Source organism: Acidobacteriota bacterium, assembly GCA_016716435.1.
Classification (GTDB): Bacteria; Acidobacteriota; Blastocatellia; order Pyrinomonadales; family Pyrinomonadaceae; genus OLB17.
The window spans coordinates 278,540-296,990 of sequence record JADJWI010000001.1 but is presented as its reverse complement, the minus strand read 5'-3'; the positions used below and the strand labels follow the sequence as shown (position 1 = coordinate 296,990).

General features: G+C 55.2%; 13 protein-coding genes. 10 read left to right on the top strand and 3 right to left on the bottom strand.

From position 1 onward, the window contains the following. The first annotated feature begins 3 nt into the window (after window positions 1-3). The 5 genes from IPM21_01490 (at window position 4) to IPM21_01470 (ending at window position 8,897) form a co-directional block, all read left to right on the top strand. Complete coding sequence (locus IPM21_01490; protein ID MBK9162589.1) at window positions 4-828, top strand: hypothetical protein; 825 nt, start codon at window positions 4-6, stop codon at window positions 826-828. Window positions 829-945: 117 nt separating this feature from the next. Next, window positions 946-4,674, top strand: coding sequence for a hypothetical protein (locus tag IPM21_01485; protein ID MBK9162588.1), 3,729 nt, complete (start codon window positions 946-948; stop codon window positions 4,672-4,674). A gap of 71 nt (window positions 4,675-4,745) precedes the next feature. Continuing rightward, a complete protein-coding gene (locus tag IPM21_01480; protein MBK9162587.1) occupies window positions 4,746-5,213 on the top strand; it encodes a hypothetical protein in 468 nt (155 codons plus the stop codon). 76 nt (window positions 5,214-5,289) lie between these two features. Further along, window positions 5,290-6,186, top strand: coding sequence for a ChaN family lipoprotein (locus IPM21_01475; GenBank protein ID MBK9162586.1), 897 nt, complete (start codon window positions 5,290-5,292; stop codon window positions 6,184-6,186). Window positions 6,187-6,404: 218 nt separating this feature from the next. After that, on the top strand, window positions 6,405-8,897 hold the full coding sequence (locus tag IPM21_01470) for a TonB-dependent receptor (protein MBK9162585.1): 2,493 nt from the start codon (window positions 6,405-6,407) through the stop codon (window positions 8,895-8,897). Window positions 8,898-8,967: 70 nt separating this feature from the next. Here IPM21_01470 and IPM21_01465 read toward each other — a convergent pair whose 3' ends face one another. Together IPM21_01465 and IPM21_01460 are read right to left on the bottom strand one after the other, a co-directional pair. After that, entirely contained in the window at window positions 8,968-11,304 is a 2,337-nt protein-coding gene (locus IPM21_01465) for a S9 family peptidase (GenBank protein MBK9162584.1), read from the bottom strand. Between the two features lie 89 nt (window positions 11,305-11,393). After that, on the bottom strand, window positions 11,394-11,867 hold the full coding sequence (locus tag IPM21_01460; protein MBK9162583.1) for a YraN family protein: 474 nt from the start codon (window positions 11,865-11,867) through the stop codon (window positions 11,394-11,396). Between the two features lie 57 nt (window positions 11,868-11,924). On the opposite strand from IPM21_01460, the gene IPM21_01455 reads away from it, so the two are divergent. Further along, window positions 11,925-13,967: a thioredoxin domain-containing protein gene (locus IPM21_01455; GenBank protein ID MBK9162582.1), complete on the top strand. Its 2,043-nt coding sequence runs from the start codon at window positions 11,925-11,927 to the stop codon at window positions 13,965-13,967. A gap of 80 nt (window positions 13,968-14,047) precedes the next feature. Here IPM21_01455 and IPM21_01450 read toward each other — a convergent pair whose 3' ends face one another. Next, the gene (locus tag IPM21_01450; GenBank protein MBK9162581.1) at window positions 14,048-14,344 is read right to left on the bottom strand and encodes a hypothetical protein; all 297 of its coding nucleotides are present in this window, start codon (window positions 14,342-14,344) and stop codon (window positions 14,048-14,050) included. A 254-nt stretch (window positions 14,345-14,598) separates the two neighbouring features. Here IPM21_01450 and IPM21_01445 point away from each other — a divergent pair, with 254 nt between their 5' ends. The 4 genes from IPM21_01445 to IPM21_01430 all read left to right on the top strand — a co-directional run bounded on the left by IPM21_01445 (window position 14,599) and on the right by IPM21_01430 (window position 18,451). Continuing rightward, window positions 14,599-14,967: a hypothetical protein gene (locus IPM21_01445; protein MBK9162580.1), complete on the top strand. Its 369-nt coding sequence runs from the start codon at window positions 14,599-14,601 to the stop codon at window positions 14,965-14,967. Between the two features lie 271 nt (window positions 14,968-15,238). Continuing rightward, window positions 15,239-16,048 carry a diguanylate cyclase gene (locus tag IPM21_01440; protein ID MBK9162579.1) on the top strand — a complete coding sequence of 270 codons (810 nt, stop codon included), beginning with the start codon at window positions 15,239-15,241 and terminating at the stop codon, window positions 16,046-16,048. A gap of 55 nt (window positions 16,049-16,103) precedes the next feature. Further along, window positions 16,104-17,507 (top strand): MBL fold metallo-hydrolase, encoded by a 1,404-nt coding sequence (locus IPM21_01435; protein ID MBK9162578.1) that lies wholly within the window; start codon window positions 16,104-16,106, stop codon window positions 17,505-17,507. Window positions 17,508-17,527: 20 nt separating this feature from the next. Next, the gene (locus tag IPM21_01430) at window positions 17,528-18,451 is read left to right on the top strand and encodes a DUF4440 domain-containing protein (GenBank protein ID MBK9162577.1); all 924 of its coding nucleotides are present in this window, start codon (window positions 17,528-17,530) and stop codon (window positions 18,449-18,451) included.

Below are 18,451 nucleotides of genomic sequence, written 5' to 3'. Positions count from 1 at the left end.
TATATGAAGATCCTAATTCTATTTATCGCCGCGACGTTATTCTTCGAGAGTACATATGCCCAAAACGGGGAAGTTCGAACCACGAACGAGGCCGAAGGATATAGTTTCGTTGCACCTAAGGGCTGGGCTTCGAACGCCACCGCGGAAGGATACGCATTCGTAGAGCCGGGCCAGAACATCATTCTGGTGGTCAAGGCCCACAACTATCGCGACCACAACGCATTCATGGCCGATGCGAATCTTGAAAAAGACGGCCTTCAGCTAGTTGGCGGCCACCAGGACATTCGCGGAGGAAAGATCTTCAGAACATCCGGGAACACGCCGCAGGGACTAGCGATAATTGATACGGCCGTAGTTTATCGGAGCGATGGCGGCGGTGTAGCAATAGTTGCGTTAACCGATAACGCGAATTCGGAACGGGGCTTTAACACGGCTCTCGCGGTCGCCAATTCAATGACGTTTCACCCGCCGCAAGTCTCCGCAGTCGCCCAGAGGGTTCGTCAGGGCCTCACCGGAAAACAGCTAACTTATCTCTACACCGCGAGCGGCTATTCGGAACGCAAGGATATTGTTCTTTGCAGTGACGGAACCTTTTACCAATCGACCGGAATGGGCGGATTCAGCCCGGGCAATTCCGATGGAGGAAGCTTTGCGGCGAGAGGCGGACACGCCGGGTCGTGGTCCATCGCCCCGAACGGCGGCAGCCTGCTTCTGAGATTCAACAGCGGTGGTACGACTTCCTACACGCTCTCGGCACGCCAAGCCTCGAACGAGGTCGGCCTAAATGGGCAACGTTTCTTTATCCAGTCACAAACTGTCTGTCAGTAGTGCATTCTGAGGGCCCGGCAAACGATCGGTGGACCAGTGAAACTGGACACAGGAATTATTTACGGAAACGACCTGCATACCTTAACGGGCAGAGAAATAGCGAGAAAGGGAAAACAAATGACCTCACTTATCACAAAAAGCAATCTGTTACTTTCGGTTATTGGAAGTTTGATTTTCTTCCATTTCGCAGTTTCGGCCGCTCCGAATACCGCAAACTACACGTTTACGACGGCGACAAATGGCTCGCTGACCAACATGGCGAACTCCGAACAGTTGATCAGGCGGAGCACCATTTCGACAACAACCACGGTCGTTCACCCGATCGGGTTCGATTTCTATTTCATGGGTGAGTATCAGGGAAACACCGTACCCATGCGATATTCCCATTTTTCGGTAACGACAAAAGGCTTTCTCGGGCTTGGCACACAGCCTGTCAATGGGAATTTTGCACAGGCTCTCGGCGTGGATTTGGGGATGCCTGTTATCGCCCCTTTTGCAGGCAATTTAAGAACATCGGCAAGCGGCGCCGTGCGTTTCAGAACGGTTGGCAATGCACCCGAACGTGTGCTTGTCGTGCAATGGGCCAATATGAGCTCATTCGCGTCAGGTACATCGGTCGACATGACGTTCGAAGCCCGGCTCTACGAAACGACCGGTGTGATCGAGTTCGTATATGGGTCAATGAACCAAACGATAGCTACCTCAACTGGCCAGATCGGATTCGCGTCCGGTCTGGATTCCGGTGAGATCGGAAGGGTGATCGCTCCGCAATCGGGAACACCGGAACCGACTTTCGACGCTACATCAACAGGAACTGGCGGGAACACCTATGCCATCGGACCCATCTCTGTGCTGACATCTGCATCAACCACTTCGCGGCGAGTCTTCCGCTTTACGCCGAATGCTCCTTCTGCGCCGTCCGATGTAGGTTTTGCAAATGTTACAGCAACGTCTTTGACGATCAATTGGTCAGATAATTCAACTAACGAAACGGGATTTGCGGTCTATTTAAGAGAAGATCTGCCCGCGGAGCGAAAAAGTCGAGAAGGCCCCGAAGAATTTCAGCCCGAGCTTGAAGATCTTCGCGAAACGCTGGTCGATCATGTCGCGGAAGATGAGCAAAGTTTACACCGAGCCCGAGGATTTGAAACGCTTCCAGTCATCGAAAAAGCTATTACGGTAACGAAAAGATGGCGGGACCCCGAAGCATCCGGGCCTTTTGAATTAGAAGGGTTTCAGTCCGCAACTGCTGTTGGCGAAGGAGCGACTTCGGCGGTGATCACCGGTCTCAAGCCCAATACCGCTTACTCATTTCGCGTCGTGGCTTTGACCGAAGGAGCGGTTGGCCCTGCAGCAGCCGGCGATCAGGCTACCATCGCTGCGGGAATCGTTCTCGCGACATCGTCAGGCGGAAATTGGAGCGATCCGGCAACATGGCAAGGCAATGCGGTGCCGTCGGAAAATGATCGAGTCGAGATCCCTGTGGGCACAACTGTCGTCATCGACCAAATAGGCTTACAAGCAAACGACGTCGTCGTTTTTGGCGTACTTGAATTCACGTCCATTCAAAATGCTTCGCTGACCGCAAGATCGATCATGGTTGAAAACGGAAGTATCTTCAGAGCGTCAGTCACCGGCACAAACATTTACACGTTAAACCTTAACGGAGATCTCATCAATAACGGCACGCTCGATTTTTCCAACAATTCGAATACCGCTGGCGTAAACTTAATTTTTCGCGGGAAGGAAGACGCGAACTTTGGCGGCACCGGTGCCGTGACGAACGTATTCCGCATCACAATGGATTCCAAGGGGTTCGACGGTCTACCGCGCACGGTCACGTTGGATCCGCAGAACTTTTCGGTCAAAGGCCAGACGGTTGAATCATCAACCGGATTCCTTGAATTGCTCACCGGCGTGCTCAAGATATCCGGAACATTCACGGGAACGCACCGAGTTTTCTCCAATGACGTATTTGGATTTTTGCTCCCGGTTGATACTGGACTTTGGATCGACAATCCGAATTTTACATTTGCCGCCGCTTCGCCGCAGATCAGGGATGGCGGATCCTTGCGGGTTTCGGCAGGTACGGTTGTGCTTCAAAGTCTCATGATCATCCGCGATCTGGTCGTTGAAGGTGGACAGATCGATACGATAAGTCCGATCAATGTGTCCAATTTTGCTCAGTCAGGCGGAACGATCACCACCGGAAAAGGAACATGTTCGGGTACGGCCTTTCTGGTGATCGGAAAATATGAAACGACGGGGGGAACCGTTGTTTTGCAGGCATCGCCAACGGGTTGCGGCTCTACTAACGTCATCTTCGACAATTTAGGAGCCGCATTCAACTCGACTGGAGGAACCGTTCAAACGGGAAATGCCGCATCGGGAGCAGCGAAGACCTTTACCGTGACGGGGACGGTCTACGACCTCGTGACAAATGGCACGAGCGCAAATCATCTGACAAATGCGACTGACCTCTCCACGCGGGGCAACACTCTGATCGAGGCCAACACTCGACTTACGGCTCTTCGCTTTAATCAGATCGGCCCGCTTTTTACCAACAACGGCACGTTGAACTCCACGGCAGATGCAACAGTCTCAGCTTTCAATTTCAGCGGCACCGGGCCACAAACTTATACCGGGACCGGCACTGGCGGTACGCTGACTACTCCGCTTCAAACGCTTGGTATATCAAATGTAAACAATGTGACGATCGACCCGTCATCACCACAGGTAGTTACTTCGCGTATCAATCTGTTCAGCGGCACGTTGATCAACAGCGATAAGATCTTGATCGGAGGCGGAACCGCGGCGGGGTTGAGGTTGGTTCAGCGGGGTAATGCGAACACGCAAACTGCTCCGCCGGGTGAATTTGATACATCACCAACCTTTAGTCTAGGCACGTCCGGACTCCAGTTAATTTACGCAAATGCCGGGACCAACATTCCGACCGGATTTGAGGTTCCTTCGTCCAGGGTCATAAGCCGGTTATTGTTTCTTTGTCCCAACGGCCTGTTACTTACCGGAGGCGACCTGACGATAGAAAACGTGTCGCCGGTTGGACGTCTAGAGATATCGAGCGGCGTCTTTTCAACAGGTGCAAACACTCTGATCCTAGGAGCGACTACGACCGTTACGAGGACTGGCGGCCATATAGACGGCGATCTTCGAATGATCTACACCGCGGCCGGAAGCAAGACCTTTCACACCGGCACGTCTGATTCATATTCGCCAGTCACCGCAAACGTGACGGCACTTGGAGTCAATCCATCTAGCCTAACGATCCGTTCGAACGCCGGAGCACACCCGAATGTGCCTAACGCACCATCGGCTCTTCGGCGATTCTGGAGTATTACAGAATTAGGTGAACTGACGGCAAATCTAAGCTTTGTCTATCAGGAATCAGATCTTCCTAACGGTATCCCTGAAACGTCGCTTGATCTCAAGCGATACACAGGGTCTGGTGACATATTTGATACCATTCTGGCCACGCTAGACACGACTTCGAATACGATAACGACAACCTCACCGGTCAGCGATTTTTCTGATTGGACGCTCTTCTCCACTCTTGCGCCGACCTCAGCCAATGTCTCCATCGGGGGTAGAGTGCTGGCGAACGGCCGAGGAATTGCGTTCGCCACCGTTGCGGCGACGGACGCCGAGGGGACGGTAAGAACGGCCCTTTCAAATCAGTTCGGGTACTACAAGTTAGAAGACCTTGCGGCTGGAGAGAATTACATTGTTTCAGTCCGGCATAAGCGATTCTCGTTCCTGCCTCGTGTAGTCTTCGCGACGGAGGATATTTCAGATCTAACGCTGGAATCTGAATCGGGGCAGAAGTGATCGCAACGGGCAGGCGAGAATTGCGAATTCGCGTCCGCCCGGTCATTGAATAAAGGGGACGGAGGAAAGGAATGGCATTTCTTTATATTGATTCGTTTGTTCCGGGGGCTTCCGAGCTTCCGGGAATTGTGGATGACAAAAATTTTCTGCTCAAGCGGATGAAGCTTGTCTTGCTGAAGATCTCGGGCACGCCCGTGATCACGTCTTACGGCTACCTTTACCCTAAGCCACCAAAGGGCCTAAGCCGCAGTCGCGATCGCCTTAAAGCTAATTATAAGAAGATCTGGGAGGACGTGATCATCGCTTTTGACTGGGACACATACGGAGCGACGGCGAATGTGAGGACCTACGAGATTAATATCGGTGAATTCTTTCTCAAGAAAGAGATACCCGACAACGATCTGGAGAAGGTCGTTCTACACGAGATCCTACACATTTTTGTTGATATGCCGCGGATACTGCATCACCCGCAGATCAACACAATCATTAAGGATGGCCTCGGTTATGAGGGCGAACCGAATCCATTCGGTACGGACTGATGTCGGACCGAGTTTTTCAACCATTGTTTGAGTCCTGGCTTTAGTGCGGCCGGCGGCTTTGGTAGTCTGTTCTGGTATGAAGAGCTTTCTTTTTGCGTTGATCTTCGCAGTTGCCATGACCATTCAAGCCGCCGGACAGGCGAACCCTGATCATTACACGATTTTCACCTCAGATGGGAAGCCGGCCACGCTTGAGGACATAATGCGTGCCGTAGCAGCCTCTGACGCCGTTTTCCTTGGCGAATATCACGACGACACGGTCGCCCACGCTCTTCAACTCGAGATATTCAAACGTGCCGTTGAGCAGTTCGGTCCGAACCGAAAGGTCCAGCTCTCGCTTGAGATGTTCGAGCGCGACGTTCAGGTCGTGCTTGATGAGTATCTCGCCGGCAGGATCACCGAGGATCACTTCCTCCGTAGTTCGCGTCCCTGGAACAACTATAAGACCGACTACCGGCCGCTGGTCGAGCTCGCAAAAGAGAAGCGGCTGCCCGTGATCGCAGCAAATGCTCCGCGGCGATACGTCAACATGGTCGCCCGGCTCGGCAAAGATTCTGTTCTCTCGCTTTCGCCCGAAGCGAAGAAATGGCTTGCTCCGCTCCCGTTTGGCGAGCCTTCGGAAGCATATTCTAAAAAGTTCAACGCATTGATGGGCAAGATCCACGACTCCACGCAGCCCGTCAGCCCCATGTTATATTCGCAAACGCTCTGGGACGCGACGATGGCATATTGGGTCGCCAAGGCCCTGAAAGAGCACAAGGGCTCGCTCGTAGTTCACCTCAACGGCGGATTCCATACCGAGTCGCGGCTCGGTACCATCGAAAAGCTCGCCAAATATAGATCAAAGGCGAAGTCCCTGGTCGTAACCATGCGTTACGAAGAGAATTTCCGTACCTTCGACCCGGCCAAACACAACGGCCTCGGCGATTTCGTGATCCTGACCGACAGCAAACAGCCCCGCAGCCAAAGATAGATCTCTCGAGAATGTCCTTAGGCTTTGCTTGAGCGTCGCCGGAACTTGGCGTCGTGGGGGGCGTTTTCCCGCTTGGCTCAGCGATTCGTTTCAAACATCAGCAACACTAATTTGGGCATGGTAGCAGTGTAATTAATGCTAATGAATTGTTTCATGCTTTGATTCCGTAGACTACGAACGAGCGAAATCGTTCCTATCTTCATTATAAGGGCTTCTTTATGGACATCATCCTCTCAATTCGTGGTCGCATTCTTACTCTTTTCGCCGGCGTACTTCTTCTTGCCGGTTTGGTCGTCGTTCCGGTCCAGGCACAGGAGACGGGCCGGATAAGTATTACCGTCAAGGACTCGGCCGGAGCGGTCGTTTCCGGTGCCACCGTTAAGATAACCACGCGCTCCGGGGCGACCCGTACGGCCGTTACCGGCGAGACCGGCGTGGCCGAGTTCGAACTCGCGGTTGAAGGTGAGCTACGCGTGGTCGTTTCAGCCGCCGGCTTCCCGGACAAACTCGTTTCGCTTGCCGGCAATGGAGCGGCCATCGATTCCGAGATCGTTCTCGACCTGGGCACGATAAATGAATCCGTAACGGTCACCGCGGCCCGGACGCAGATCTCCTCAGAGGAAACCCCGGTTCCGGTCAGTGTCCTTGGCAGTGAAGAGATCGCCCGCAAGGGCATCAACACGCTCGGCGATGTCTTCCGGACACTTCCGGGAACTTCGACCGTCAACGAAGGCGCATTTCAGGTGCGGCCGCGTATTCGCGGGCTCGACAGCAATCGCGTCCTTATCCTCGTGGACGGTGAGAGGCTCAACAATTCCCGAACCTCGACCAGCCAATCGGGGGTCGAGGGCGGACTTGTCGAGACCTCTCAGATCGAATCGATCGAGGTGGTCCGCGGAAGCGGTTCGGTGCTTTATGGAACCGATGCCCTCGCCGGTACGATCAATATCATCACCAAGGACACGCCGACACGCCGCGATAGCGGATTCCGATTCGGTGCCGCTCTCGATACGTTCTACAGCTCGAATGAGTCCGGCCGCCGCGGCAATCTCGCCGTTACGGGTGCGAGCAAGTTCTTTGCATTCAGGGTAGCTCAGTCGCTCGAGCGATATGGCAATTATTCGACCGGCGATCCGGCCGGCCGTGTGATCGACGGCGTGACCGCAGACGGCGAAGTGCTCAACTCGCAGTCGCATGGCGGAAATACGCAGGCGACCGGGCGTTTCTTTATAAACGAGACGAACACGCTCAAGCTCAATTATGAACGGCGTCGGGCGTCGAATATCGGGTCGCCGACGCTTGTCGGAGTGTTCAACGGGTTCTTCCCGTTCTCAAACCGCGATAAGTTCAGCGGCCGCTACGATGTTGCTGCCATCACCAAGAACCTGCAGCGTGTTTCGGTAATGGGACACTATCAGACCCAGAACCGGAACTTCACGAATATCCTGACCGTCCCGCCGGTCTTGCCGTTCTTTCCCGGACAATATCAGTTCAGCGAAACCATCACTGACACGGACAGCACAGGGTTTGATGTTCAGACCGACTGGATCTTCGGCACTCGGGTGAACCTGATCGCCGGAGCGAGCTACTTTAACGATTTCAATTCGGACCGCCGGCTTTTCATAACGGCAACGACACCGGCCTCACCGAACCGAAACGTCTCAACCTCGCGGAGCGTCCCGGATGCATCGCTCTCGAACATCGCCGCTTTCGCTCAAGGCGAGATACGGATAACAAAGCGGCTGAAGGCCGTCGCCGGCATTCGCTTTGACCGGTTCAGGACATCGGCCGAGCCGACGGCGGAGTTCTCGCTGCCCGGGTCGCTGACGCCGAGCCAGATCGAAGACCTCAGTCTCGACGGCCTGACCTCGGGGCTCTCGGTCGATAATTCAGCGGTGACGGGCGATGTGGGGCTTGTCTTTGTCGTCAACCCGAACCTCAATCTCTCGGCAAGGGTCGGACGGTCATTCCGGACGCCTAACATCTTCGAGCGGTTCTTTACGGACTTTGGCTCGGTCGGCGGCTTTTTGGTCGGTAATCCGAACCTCGACCCCGAGACTGGCGTAAATTTCGACGCGACCGTGCGGTTCAAGACGTCGCGTTTTTCCGGCTCGGTGACCTATTTCAACAACCGGTACCAGAATTTCCTCGCGACCCAGACCGCACTCGACCGCAACGGAATGCCGATCGTTCTCCCGCGGCCGGCACCGCAGCAGCCGATACCGGTCTTCCAAACTCAGAACGTCCGCAGTGCCCGCATTCAGGGCCTTGAGGCCGAGATCGAAGCCCCGATCAAGATCAGCCTCGGGTATCTGACACCTTACGGAAATTTCAGCTATCTTCGGGGCGATGACCTTGATGAGGACGTACCGCTCGACATCATCAGCCCGCTTCGGACCAATGCCGGGTTCCGTTGGCAGAACTTCCTGAAGAATTACTATATGGACTACAACGCTCGTATCGTCGTAACTCAGGACAGGCTCTCGCCGGCGTTTCTCTTGCCGATATTCCAGGGCGGCAACGGCGGTCCGGAACCGGGATTCGTGACGCACAACGTGAGCGGCGGATATATCTTCCGAAAGGAACGGTTCAACTTTTCCGTCAACCTCGGAGTCTCAAACCTCTTCGACCGCTTTTACAGTGAGCAGTTCGTTTTTGCCCCGGCACGTGGGCGTTCGTTCACTATCGGAACGACCTGGCAGATAAGGTAAGTCTGTTCACCCAAAATGAGAAGAGCCCGGCGACTTACGCGTCCCGGGCTCTTTCCTTTTTTCGGCTAGGCTACTTAGGCCGGGCCGCGGTGAAGGGAAGCGTCCCGAAGCCGGGGACGTTGAGCGTGCCCTTAATCGTGTGGCCCTCAAGTGTTCCGGACATCTCGATCGTGGTCGGGCTGCCCTGGACATCGGCCTGGATGGTGCCGGTCACCTTGTTCCCATCGACCTTGCCTTTCTCGATCTTGCCGCCGCCGACCGGCGATGCCATCGTGCCGGTGAAGTCGTTATCGGCTTGCGTGATCTCAAGATTCAGGTCGATAAGTTGCCCGCCGGCATCGACCGTCATCGTCCATTTGCCGCTGAGGCTTCCTGAGCCGGTAGAACCGCCCGATGTGCCCGGATCGGCAACCGTCACTTTCGAAACATCGACCGTGATCTCGCCAAGCCGCTTAGCGACCTCCGGCGTCATTGTCGTCTGATACCGCCCGCCAAGGTGCTTGGCAAGGAACTTTTCAGCCGCGGCGATCATCGCCATGTTGTTGACCGGCCGGGCAAATCCATGGCCTTCATCCGGTGCGAGGATGTACTCGACCGGATACTTGCGGTCGCGGAGTGCGATGACGATCTGGTCAGACTCACGTTGCTTCACCCGCGGGTCGTTGGCACCTTGAACTATCATCAACGGCGTCTTGATCTTGTCCGCGTGGAGGTGCGGCGACTGCCGCTTCATCTGAGCGATGCCTTCCGGTGTTCGCGGGTCGCCCATCCGCTTGTAAAACGTCTCTCGGATAGCTTCCCAATAGGGCGGGATCGAATCAAGCAGCGTCTGCAAGTTCGAAGGCGGCACGATCGCCACCGATGCGGCATAAACATCCGGCGTGAACGTTACGCCCGCAAGTGCCGCATAGCCTCCGTAGCTTCCGCCCATGATGCCGACGCGTTTCGCATCGACGATTCCTTGATCGACCAGATGCTTTACGCCCCAGGTGATATCGTCCTGCATCTTCTCGCCCCATTCGTTGTTACCGGCATTAAGGAATTTCTTTCCAAAGCCGGTCGAGGCACGGAAGTTCGGCTGCAGCACGGCATAACCGCGGTTTGCCAGAAACTGTGCGTAGGTATCATAACCCCACGTATCGCGTCCCCAAGGACCACCGTGCGGATTGACGACTAGCGGCAGATTCTTTGCTGGTAGCCCCTTCGGCAAGGTCAAATAGGCCTGGATCTCGAGCCCGTCCGAGGATCTGTAGCGGATCGGAGTCATCGGCGAAAGAGCGGAACGGTCCAGCTTTTCGCGGACCTGATAAAGCGTCGAGAGGTCTTTGCTCTTGGTGTCATAGACCCAGACCGTTCCCGGATCGACGTCACTTGTGCTGACGACGATGAACTTCTTTTCATCGCTGGTCGCCGACTGGAAGTTGATCTCGCGGTCGCCGAGCCGCTTCTTTATGTCGTTGTAATACTTCTCGTATTTCTTGTCCTTGAAATAGATACGCGGTTTGTCGTCGTAGTAAACGGTCGCGACGATGTCCTTCGTGACGCTCGAAAAATTGACGCCGTCAAGATCGACCTTGCCGAGCGGATCGCCCTCGACCTTTTCGACCTTGCCGGTCGCGACGTCCAGCAATGCCAGCTCGATCAGGTCCAGCGAACCCTTGTTCGTACGGATATACACCCGCTTGTTGTCCTTGTGGAATGCGACCGGGCCGCAGTCCTCGAATGCGTTGCAGTCATAGATCTTGGTCGTTTTGCCGTCGGCATCAACGCGTAAAAGTTCGGTATCGCCGTTCTGTGCAGAGCGGACGGCCATCCGGAGTTTGTCGGCGTGGTCAAAGACCATCTGCTGCAAGCGATCTTTGTTCTCGCTGATCAGCGTCCGTTCGCCGGTCGAGATCTTTACTTTGTAGAGGTCGTGCCACGCTTTGTCGCGTTCGTTGAGCCCGACATAGATGGCATCCGGGTCCGAATCCGGCACGTGCTGGATGATCGCCCTTACGCCCTGTGCGGCGGTGATGTTGCGAGCGGCCGGGACCGGCGAGCCCGCGGCCGGTTTGTCCATCGGGTTGACGGCGTAAACGTTGAAGTTCTCGTCGCCGCCATCGTCCTGAACGAACAAAATGAATTTCCCGTCGCGCGACCAGAAGTAGGAACGAACGGGCCGTTTCTGGTCGTTCGTCATAGGGCGAGCGGCCGAAAATGGTTCGCTAATGCCTTTGACCCAAACGTTCATCGTCCCGCTGAGCGGCTTGATGAAAGAGATATATTTCCCGTCGGGCGAGATCTGTGCACCGGAGTACTCCGGGTTGTCAAAAAAGATCTCACGGTCAATAAGCGGTGGTTGCTGTGCCACCGCAAATGCGGCAAGTGATAGCGTTATCGCAAGAAATACCAATGTTCTTTTCATATCTGTCTCCGAATGTTGAACTAAAACGTGTGTCTTAAACTTTACGACCGGCCGCCGCAAAGTGTTCATTAAAATCCGACCGAAGGATCCTAAAGCCAACGCTTCTTCTTGAAACGCTGCTCGGTCCAAAGGCCCGGAAAATGCTCGATCTGCGGCGGCTCGTTTGGCCGATTGATGACGGTCAATCCATCGAACCGATACGACATCTCAAACACGCCGAAAATACGCCGGTAAACAAGTGCTGTCCGTGTAATGATCCGCTGTTTTTGCAGGTCAATTGCAGCCAACGGCCCGGCGAGGTCTTCGCTCCCGCGGGTCTTTACCTCGATAAAACAGATCGTCTCGCCATCAAGCGTGATCAGGTCTATTTCACCACGGACCTGGACGCCTTTCGAGTTTCGGCCGATCGGGGCGGTGAAGTTCCGGGCAACGAGCCGATGCCCGAGCGATTCAAGAAACTCGGCGGCAAGTTTCTCGCCCTTTGTGCCGGTCGCCCTTGTCGCGGCCCGAGGCGAAGAACTATCCTTTTCATAAAGGTTCAATAATCCGTTCGGCAAGTCCATTTTTTTCCGATTGCCGGAAGTATAGCAGAATTGGCCCAACGCACTAACAAGATCACTATGCAGAAACCGCAAACATACACGAACAAACTCATTAACGAAAGTAGCCCTTATTTGCTCCAGCACGCTCATAACCCCGTTGATTGGTATCCCTGGGGCGAGGAGGCTTTCGAGCGAGCAAAGGCTGAGGACAAGCCTATCCTGGTCAGCATTGGCTATTCGGCGTGCCATTGGTGCCATGTGATGGAGCACGAATCGTTCGAGGACGAAGCGGTTGCCGCGATCCAGAACGAGCACTTCATCAACATCAAGGTCGATATGGAAGAGCGTCCCGACGTTGATCAGATCTATATGAACTTCGTTCAGCTGACGACCGGCCGCGGCGGCTGGCCGATGAACGTCTTCATCACGCCCGAGAAGATGCCCTTCTTTGGCGGAACATATTTCCCGCCAAACCCGCGATACGGAATGCCGAGCTGGCCGCAGCTCCTCGAGAGCATCGCCGAGGCTTGGCGTGAACGCCGCGATGAGCTTATGGGCTCGGCTTTCGAGATACTCGGCGAGCTGCGAAAACTGTCGATCGCGGATCCGGCAGGAGCTGGCGTGAGCAACGAATTGCTCGATGTCGCCTTTGCGAGCTTCGTCCGGTCATTCGACGCAAAAAACGGAGGCTTCGGCGGAGCACCGAAGTTTCCCGCGGCGATGTCGATGGAGTTTCTGCTTCGCTACTGGAAGCGGACCGGCAACGAGAACGCCCTCTCGATCGTGAAGCACACCGCCGAAAAAATGGCGAAGGGCGGCATTTATGATCAGCTCGGCGGCGGGTTTCACCGATACGCGGTCGATGCTATCTGGCTTGTGCCGCACTTTGAGAAGATGCTGTATGACAATGCCCAGCTGATCCGCATTTACCTTCATCTTTATCAGATAACGAAGGATGACTTCTTCCGTCGTATAGCCGAAGAAACACTTGAATACGTCCGCCGCGAGATGATCGGCCCAGAGGGCGGCTTTTACTCGACACAGGACGCCGACAGCGAAGGCGAAGAAGGGAAGTTCTTTGTCTGGACGCCGGAGGAGATCGTCGAAATTCTCGGCGAGGACGACGCCCGCGTGTTCTGCCTTTACTACGATGTAACCGCCGAAGGTAACTTTGAGGGGCACAACATTCCCAACATCAAGAACGCTCCCGAAGAGACGGCCGCGGCTCTTGGCCTCTCAGAAACTGAATTGCAGGCGGTTATCGAGCGAAGCAAAGAAAAACTCTTTACCGAACGCGAGAAGCGCATCAAGCCTTTCCGCGATGAAAAGGTACTGACCGCGTGGAACGGGCTAATGCTCGCCGCCTTTGCCGAGGCGGCGGCCGTGCTCGGTAACGGTGAATATCTTACGGCCGCCAAAGCGAATGCCGATTTTCTCCTAAAGGAATTGGTCAGCGACGGCCGCGTGCTCCGCACCTGGAAGGACGGCAAGGCGAAGCTCAACGGCTACGTTGAGGACTACGCGAATCTTGCCGACGGCCTGCTTGATCTATATCAGGTCTCAGGTGATGTGTGGTACTTCAGCGAAGCTCGCCGGCTTGCGGAGATGATGATCACCGAGTTTTGGGATCCGGAGAATGGCGGATTCTTTTTTACGTCGAATGACCATGAAGAACTGATCGTTCGTAACAAGGACTTTAACGACAACGCAACACCCTCTGGCAATTCGGTCGCGGCCGACGTGCTCATCAAGCTGGCGAAGTTCACCGGCGAAGAGAAATACGAACGGTTCGCGATGACCGTGCTGAGGTTGATGTCCGGGCAGATCCGCCGCTTCCCGAATGGCTTTGGTCGGGCATTGGCGACACTTGAGTTCGCGCTCGGCGAAACGAAAGAGGTTGCTCTAGTCGGGGAAAATGTAAGCCAACTTACCGCTGAGCTCTGGCGCGAATACAGGCCTATGAAGGTCGCGGCGATCTCGGGCGAAACGGTCGGCGATGAAGTTCCGCTTCTAAGAGGACGCACCAGCGTTGACGGAAATGCGGCCGCGTATGTTTGCGAAGGATTTGTCTGCAAGCGGCCGGTGACAGCTCCGGAGGAGCTTTCCGAACTGCTGGGTTAAGCTCACGCAAGGTAACGGCAAAATGAAAAGCACCCCGTCCTAGGAACGAGGTGCTTTTCGGTCTAGAGCTAAACTAACGCTTATTTGTTAGCGTTGGTGTTAGCGTTGCTGGTGGTGTTGGCAGCCGGCTTGTTAGCCATTGCGTTAGTAGCGTTCGAAGCTGCATTAGCAGCCGTGTTCGCAGCATTAGCAACTGTGTTTGCAGCGGTCTGGGCAGCATTAGCAGCCGAGTTCATTGCATTAGCAGCCGAGTTCATTGCGTTAGCAACTGCTTTGTTAGCATTTGCTGCCGAGTTGTTGGCAGTTCCGGCATCGCCGCAGGCCATACCGAGAGCGCCCATTGCCAAAAGGATCGTAAGTCCGATAACTTTCTTCATTTGAAATTCTTCTCCTGTCTTCTTCAAAGATTAAATTTAACCTATATTTTCGCCGGACAATAAAACGTCCGGAGACGTTCCAATAACAAGCAGTATTATGGAACAAACGTCAATATAGTAATCAATGCCCCGTTAGTCAACCCGAAAAACGCGAAATTCGCTATTTGACCAACGCCCGTCTGTAACGAAAGTGCCGTCCTCGGGGAGCTAAAGGCCACCCAAAATGAAAAGCACCGAGCGGGATCACCCGTTCGGTGCTTCAAGGTCTTCCGGTAAGGAAAACTTACTTCGCGTTCGTATTGGCGTTGGCCGGCTTGTTTGCATTTGCCGTGCTGTTTGCCGAAGTGTTCGAAGTCGAGTTCGAGGTCGTGTTCGAAGTGGTGTTCGAAGTCGAGTTCGACGTCGTGTTCGAGCTGGTGGTGTTTGACGTCGTGTTCGAAGTCATGTTCGTGTTAGCGCGATTTGCGTTTGCGTTGGTCGCGGTGTTGTTTGCCGGGGCAGCATCACCACAAGCCATACCAATTGCGCCAAGTGCGATTACGGTTGAAAGAGCAAAAACCTTCTTCATATCTTGCAAGATCTCCTGTCTTCTAAAGAGATTATCTATCCTGTTTCTAAACTAAGTTCCTGCCGTAGCAGTTTGCCCTGAAACGATCAATTTCACGGCAAACGTCACTATAGGAATACGTTAGCCCATAGTCAACCCCCAAAGCCCCCAAAAGCACGTTTTTTGAAATATTTTTTTAGGCCAAAAACTGCGGTAAAATCCCCGATCTTGCGGCTTTGCCGGTTGCTCAGACCATTGACGCGCGATGCGGTCTCGCGTAAGCTCTGAGTTGGGCGACCCACCGCTTGCTCCACCCCATCTTTTTTGCCGCGTCGGTCAATTGGAAAATGTCCACAGGAACCAAGCCCAACAACTCATCCGCAACCGAATTAGACCGGGCACAGTTCGCTCTGCTGCTCTTCGGGTTGGTCGCCCCGGCGATCACATTTGTCATCGCGGTCTCCGGCCTTTCGATGTTTCTCAAGACGGCGATCCTGGTCGGGCTCTCGGCAATTTACGCCGTCGGCTGGTTCGCCGCACTGCGCCGCCGCGGCGTGGCCACTGGTTTGGCCGAGCCGGATGAGGTCACGGTCGCAACGTGCGTTTTCGATGACGACGACATCGGCGGTTCGCTTTCTTCAGCGTTTTCCGATCCGCAGACGAGCCTTCCAAACGAACGAGCATTCTTCGTCGTGCTTGAAAATCAGGTGGCCGAATCTGCCCGGATGAAAGACGAGCGTCCGCTGTCGGTCCTCTCGATCGACATAAGGGACTTCGAGGAGATCTGCAAAAATTTCGGCCATGCGACCGGAGACCGGCTTGTTCAGTTCGTTGCCGATATCATTCAGTCGCAGCTTCGGCAGATGGATCTCGTGACGCGGTCGGGCTCAGACGAATTCAATATCGTGCTGCCGACCGCAAATGCCGTGGTCGCCGCGGAGATCGCGTCGCGTATCAAAGATGCGCTATTGCCGATGCCGTTCGAGGCCTCAGAGGATGAGGAGATCAAGGTCTGGCTCAACTTCGGTGCGGCGACGTTCGGGACGGACGGCGACTCGGCCGAACATCTGCTTAGGGCCGCACGGCAGCGTAGGCTTCAGGAAAAGACCGGCGACACGGGAACGATCTTCACTGTTGATCGAGATTATTTGAACTAGCCCGGCCGCGATCGTGCGCGGCCGATCGGCAAAACCTGTGCTACATTTTTAGCCGATGGCAAAGATAAGCTTCTACGGCGGCGTCGGCACGGTCACCGGTTCCAAGTACTTAATTGAGCACGACGGCAAGAAAGTGCTCGTTGATTGCGGGCTCTTTCAGGGCTTCAAAGAACTCCGCGAGCGTAACTGGCAGCCGCCGCCTTTCGAGCCCGAATCGCTGGACGCTGTCATCATTACCCACGCCCACATCGACCACACCGGCTATCTGCCGCGGGTCGTCCGGCTCGGCTACGACAAACCGATCTACACATCAAAGGGAACCGGCGATCTACTGAAGATCTTGCTTCCCGATTCGGCCAGGCTTCAGGAAGAGGAAGCCGATTACCGCAACCGCCACAAGCTGACGACGCACACGCCGGCACTTCCACTCTATGACGAGAACGACGCACGCGATACCTTGAAGCTTCTCAATACCGTCGCAAACGACGGTGTCCCCGTCGAGGTCGCACCCGGCATCAGGGCAAGCTTTCTCGTCGCTGGGCACATCATGGGAGCGAGCCTCGTGCTTCTTGAGATAGATGGTGCGGGCGAGGGCGGCGGGCCGCTCCGCTTTCTTTTCTCCGGCGATCTTGGCCACTACGATCAGCCGATCGTGAAAGACCCCGCTCCGCCGCCGGCCTGCGATTACCTGATGGTCGAATCGACCTACGGAAACCGTTTGCACGGCGATGTTGATTCCGCAACGCAGATGGCGCGGATCATAAATGAAGCCGCCGAACGCGGCGGGCCGATCCTGATCCCGGCCTTCGCCGTTGGACGAACGCAGGAGGTGCTTTACCTGATCCGCGAGCTCGAAGACGAAAAGCGTATCCCGATCCTCCCGGTCGTTGTCGATTCGCCGATGGCCGCCCAGGCAACTCAGGTCTACGCCCGCTGGACCGAAGAGCACGACGAAGAATACGCATCGATCCTCAATACAAAACGGCATCCGCTCCGAACCGCTTCGATGACGACCGCCTCCTCACGCGACGAATCGAAGAAGGTAAACAATATGAAAGGCGCGCGGATAATCGTTTCGGCCTCCGGGATGATGACCGGCGGGCGAATTCTTCACCACGCGATCAGAATGCTTCCCGACGAGAACGCGACCGTAGTATTCGTCGGCTTTCAGGCAGCCGGGACGACCGGCCGCCGCATTCAGGACGGCGAACGCGAGGTCAAGATAATGAAGCAATGGGTCCCGGTAAATTGCCGCGTCGAGAAGGTCGAAGGCTTTTCAGCCCACGCCGACTGGAAGGCCGTGCTCCAGTGGCTCGAAGGTTTGCCAAACCGGCCGAAAAAGATCTTCACGACCCACGGCGAACCCGAGGCCGCCGAAGCGATGGCCGAGCACATCCGCGATCGCTTTGGTTGGGATGTGATGGTTCCCGACTATCTGCAAACGGCAGAGTTAGGTTGATCGACGAAATGAGGTGTTCGATGAGATACGCATTTTTGTTTATCGCTCTATTTTTTATCGGAACGGCATCGGCCGTTGAGGCTCAGGTCAATGTCACGGACGAGTTGACCCTGGCAGCAGGGGTACCGAAACACGCCGGTCTCGATGAGGTATACCAGAGATTCAGCAAAGCATATCGCGACCTCGATGCCGGTGCGTTCAAGGATATTTATACCTCGGACGCGGCCTACCTCGTCCCGGGACAGAACGTACAGATCGGCATTGACGGGATCGCTGCGAACTTTGCCCGATTTTTCGATTCAATTAGGCAGCGCGAAGCAAGGCTTACGATCGCGTTCGAGATCGTCCAGCGAAAGGCCGAAAGCGCAATGGCGTATGACGTCGGTATTTACACCATCCGAACGTTCAACAAGCAAGGCTCGCAGATAGGTGTCGGCAAAGGGAAGTTTGTCGTGGTAGGCCTCCGCAAAGATGACGTATGGATGTTTAAGGTCGATGGCTTCAGTCCGATGCCGGCCGATACCGCCACGGCGGCCCCCACTGTCAGCTCGGTCTCGTGGATCGCAGGATGCTGGGAGATAAATGACACAGCCCGTGAGCGGGTCGTACATGAGCAGTGGACGAAGCCGGTCGGTGGCGTAATGCTCGGGATGGCTCGGACAGTGCGAGCGGGGAAGTTGGCCAATTGGGAATTCACCCGCCTGATCGAAAAGGACGGTGATGTCTTTTACGTCGCCAAGCCTTCTCAGAACGCTGCTGAGACATTCTTCAAGCTTGTAAAGATCTCGGCCGCCGAAGCTGTATTTGAGAATCCCGAACACGACTTCCCGCAACGGATCATCTACCGCCGCGAGGGCGAGAAACTCACCGCCCGCATTGAGGGCACGAACGACGGTAAGCCCGCCGGCATTGATTATCCATTTACCCGCGTTTCCTGTCCCTGA

Bases quoted from the DNA above. Each gene is read 5' to 3' on its own strand.
- IPM21_01490 (MBK9162589.1), top strand. From the start codon at position 4: ATGAAGATCCTAATTCTATTTATCGCCGCGACGTTATTCTTCGAGAGT.
- IPM21_01480 (MBK9162587.1), top strand. From the start codon at position 4,746: ATGGCATTTCTTTATATTGATTCGTTTGTTCCGGGGGCTTCCGAGCTT.
- IPM21_01475 (MBK9162586.1), top strand. From the start codon at position 5,290: ATGAAGAGCTTTCTTTTTGCGTTGATCTTCGCAGTTGCCATGACCATT.
- IPM21_01455 (MBK9162582.1), top strand. From the start codon at position 11,925: ATGCAGAAACCGCAAACATACACGAACAAACTCATTAACGAAAGTAGC.
- IPM21_01460 (MBK9162583.1), bottom strand. From the start codon at position 11,867: ATGGACTTGCCGAACGGATTATTGAACCTTTATGAAAAGGATAGTTCT.
- IPM21_01430 (MBK9162577.1), top strand. From the start codon at position 17,528: ATGAGATACGCATTTTTGTTTATCGCTCTATTTTTTATCGGAACGGCA.
- IPM21_01470 (MBK9162585.1), top strand. From the start codon at position 6,405: ATGGACATCATCCTCTCAATTCGTGGTCGCATTCTTACTCTTTTCGCC.
- IPM21_01450 (MBK9162581.1), bottom strand. From the start codon at position 14,344: ATGAAGAAAGTTATCGGACTTACGATCCTTTTGGCAATGGGCGCTCTC.
- IPM21_01485 (MBK9162588.1), top strand. From the start codon at position 946: ATGACCTCACTTATCACAAAAAGCAATCTGTTACTTTCGGTTATTGGA.
- IPM21_01465 (MBK9162584.1), bottom strand. From the start codon at position 11,304: ATGAAAAGAACATTGGTATTTCTTGCGATAACGCTATCACTTGCCGCA.
- IPM21_01435 (MBK9162578.1), top strand. From the start codon at position 16,104: ATGGCAAAGATAAGCTTCTACGGCGGCGTCGGCACGGTCACCGGTTCC.
- IPM21_01440 (MBK9162579.1), top strand. From the start codon at position 15,239: ATGTCCACAGGAACCAAGCCCAACAACTCATCCGCAACCGAATTAGAC.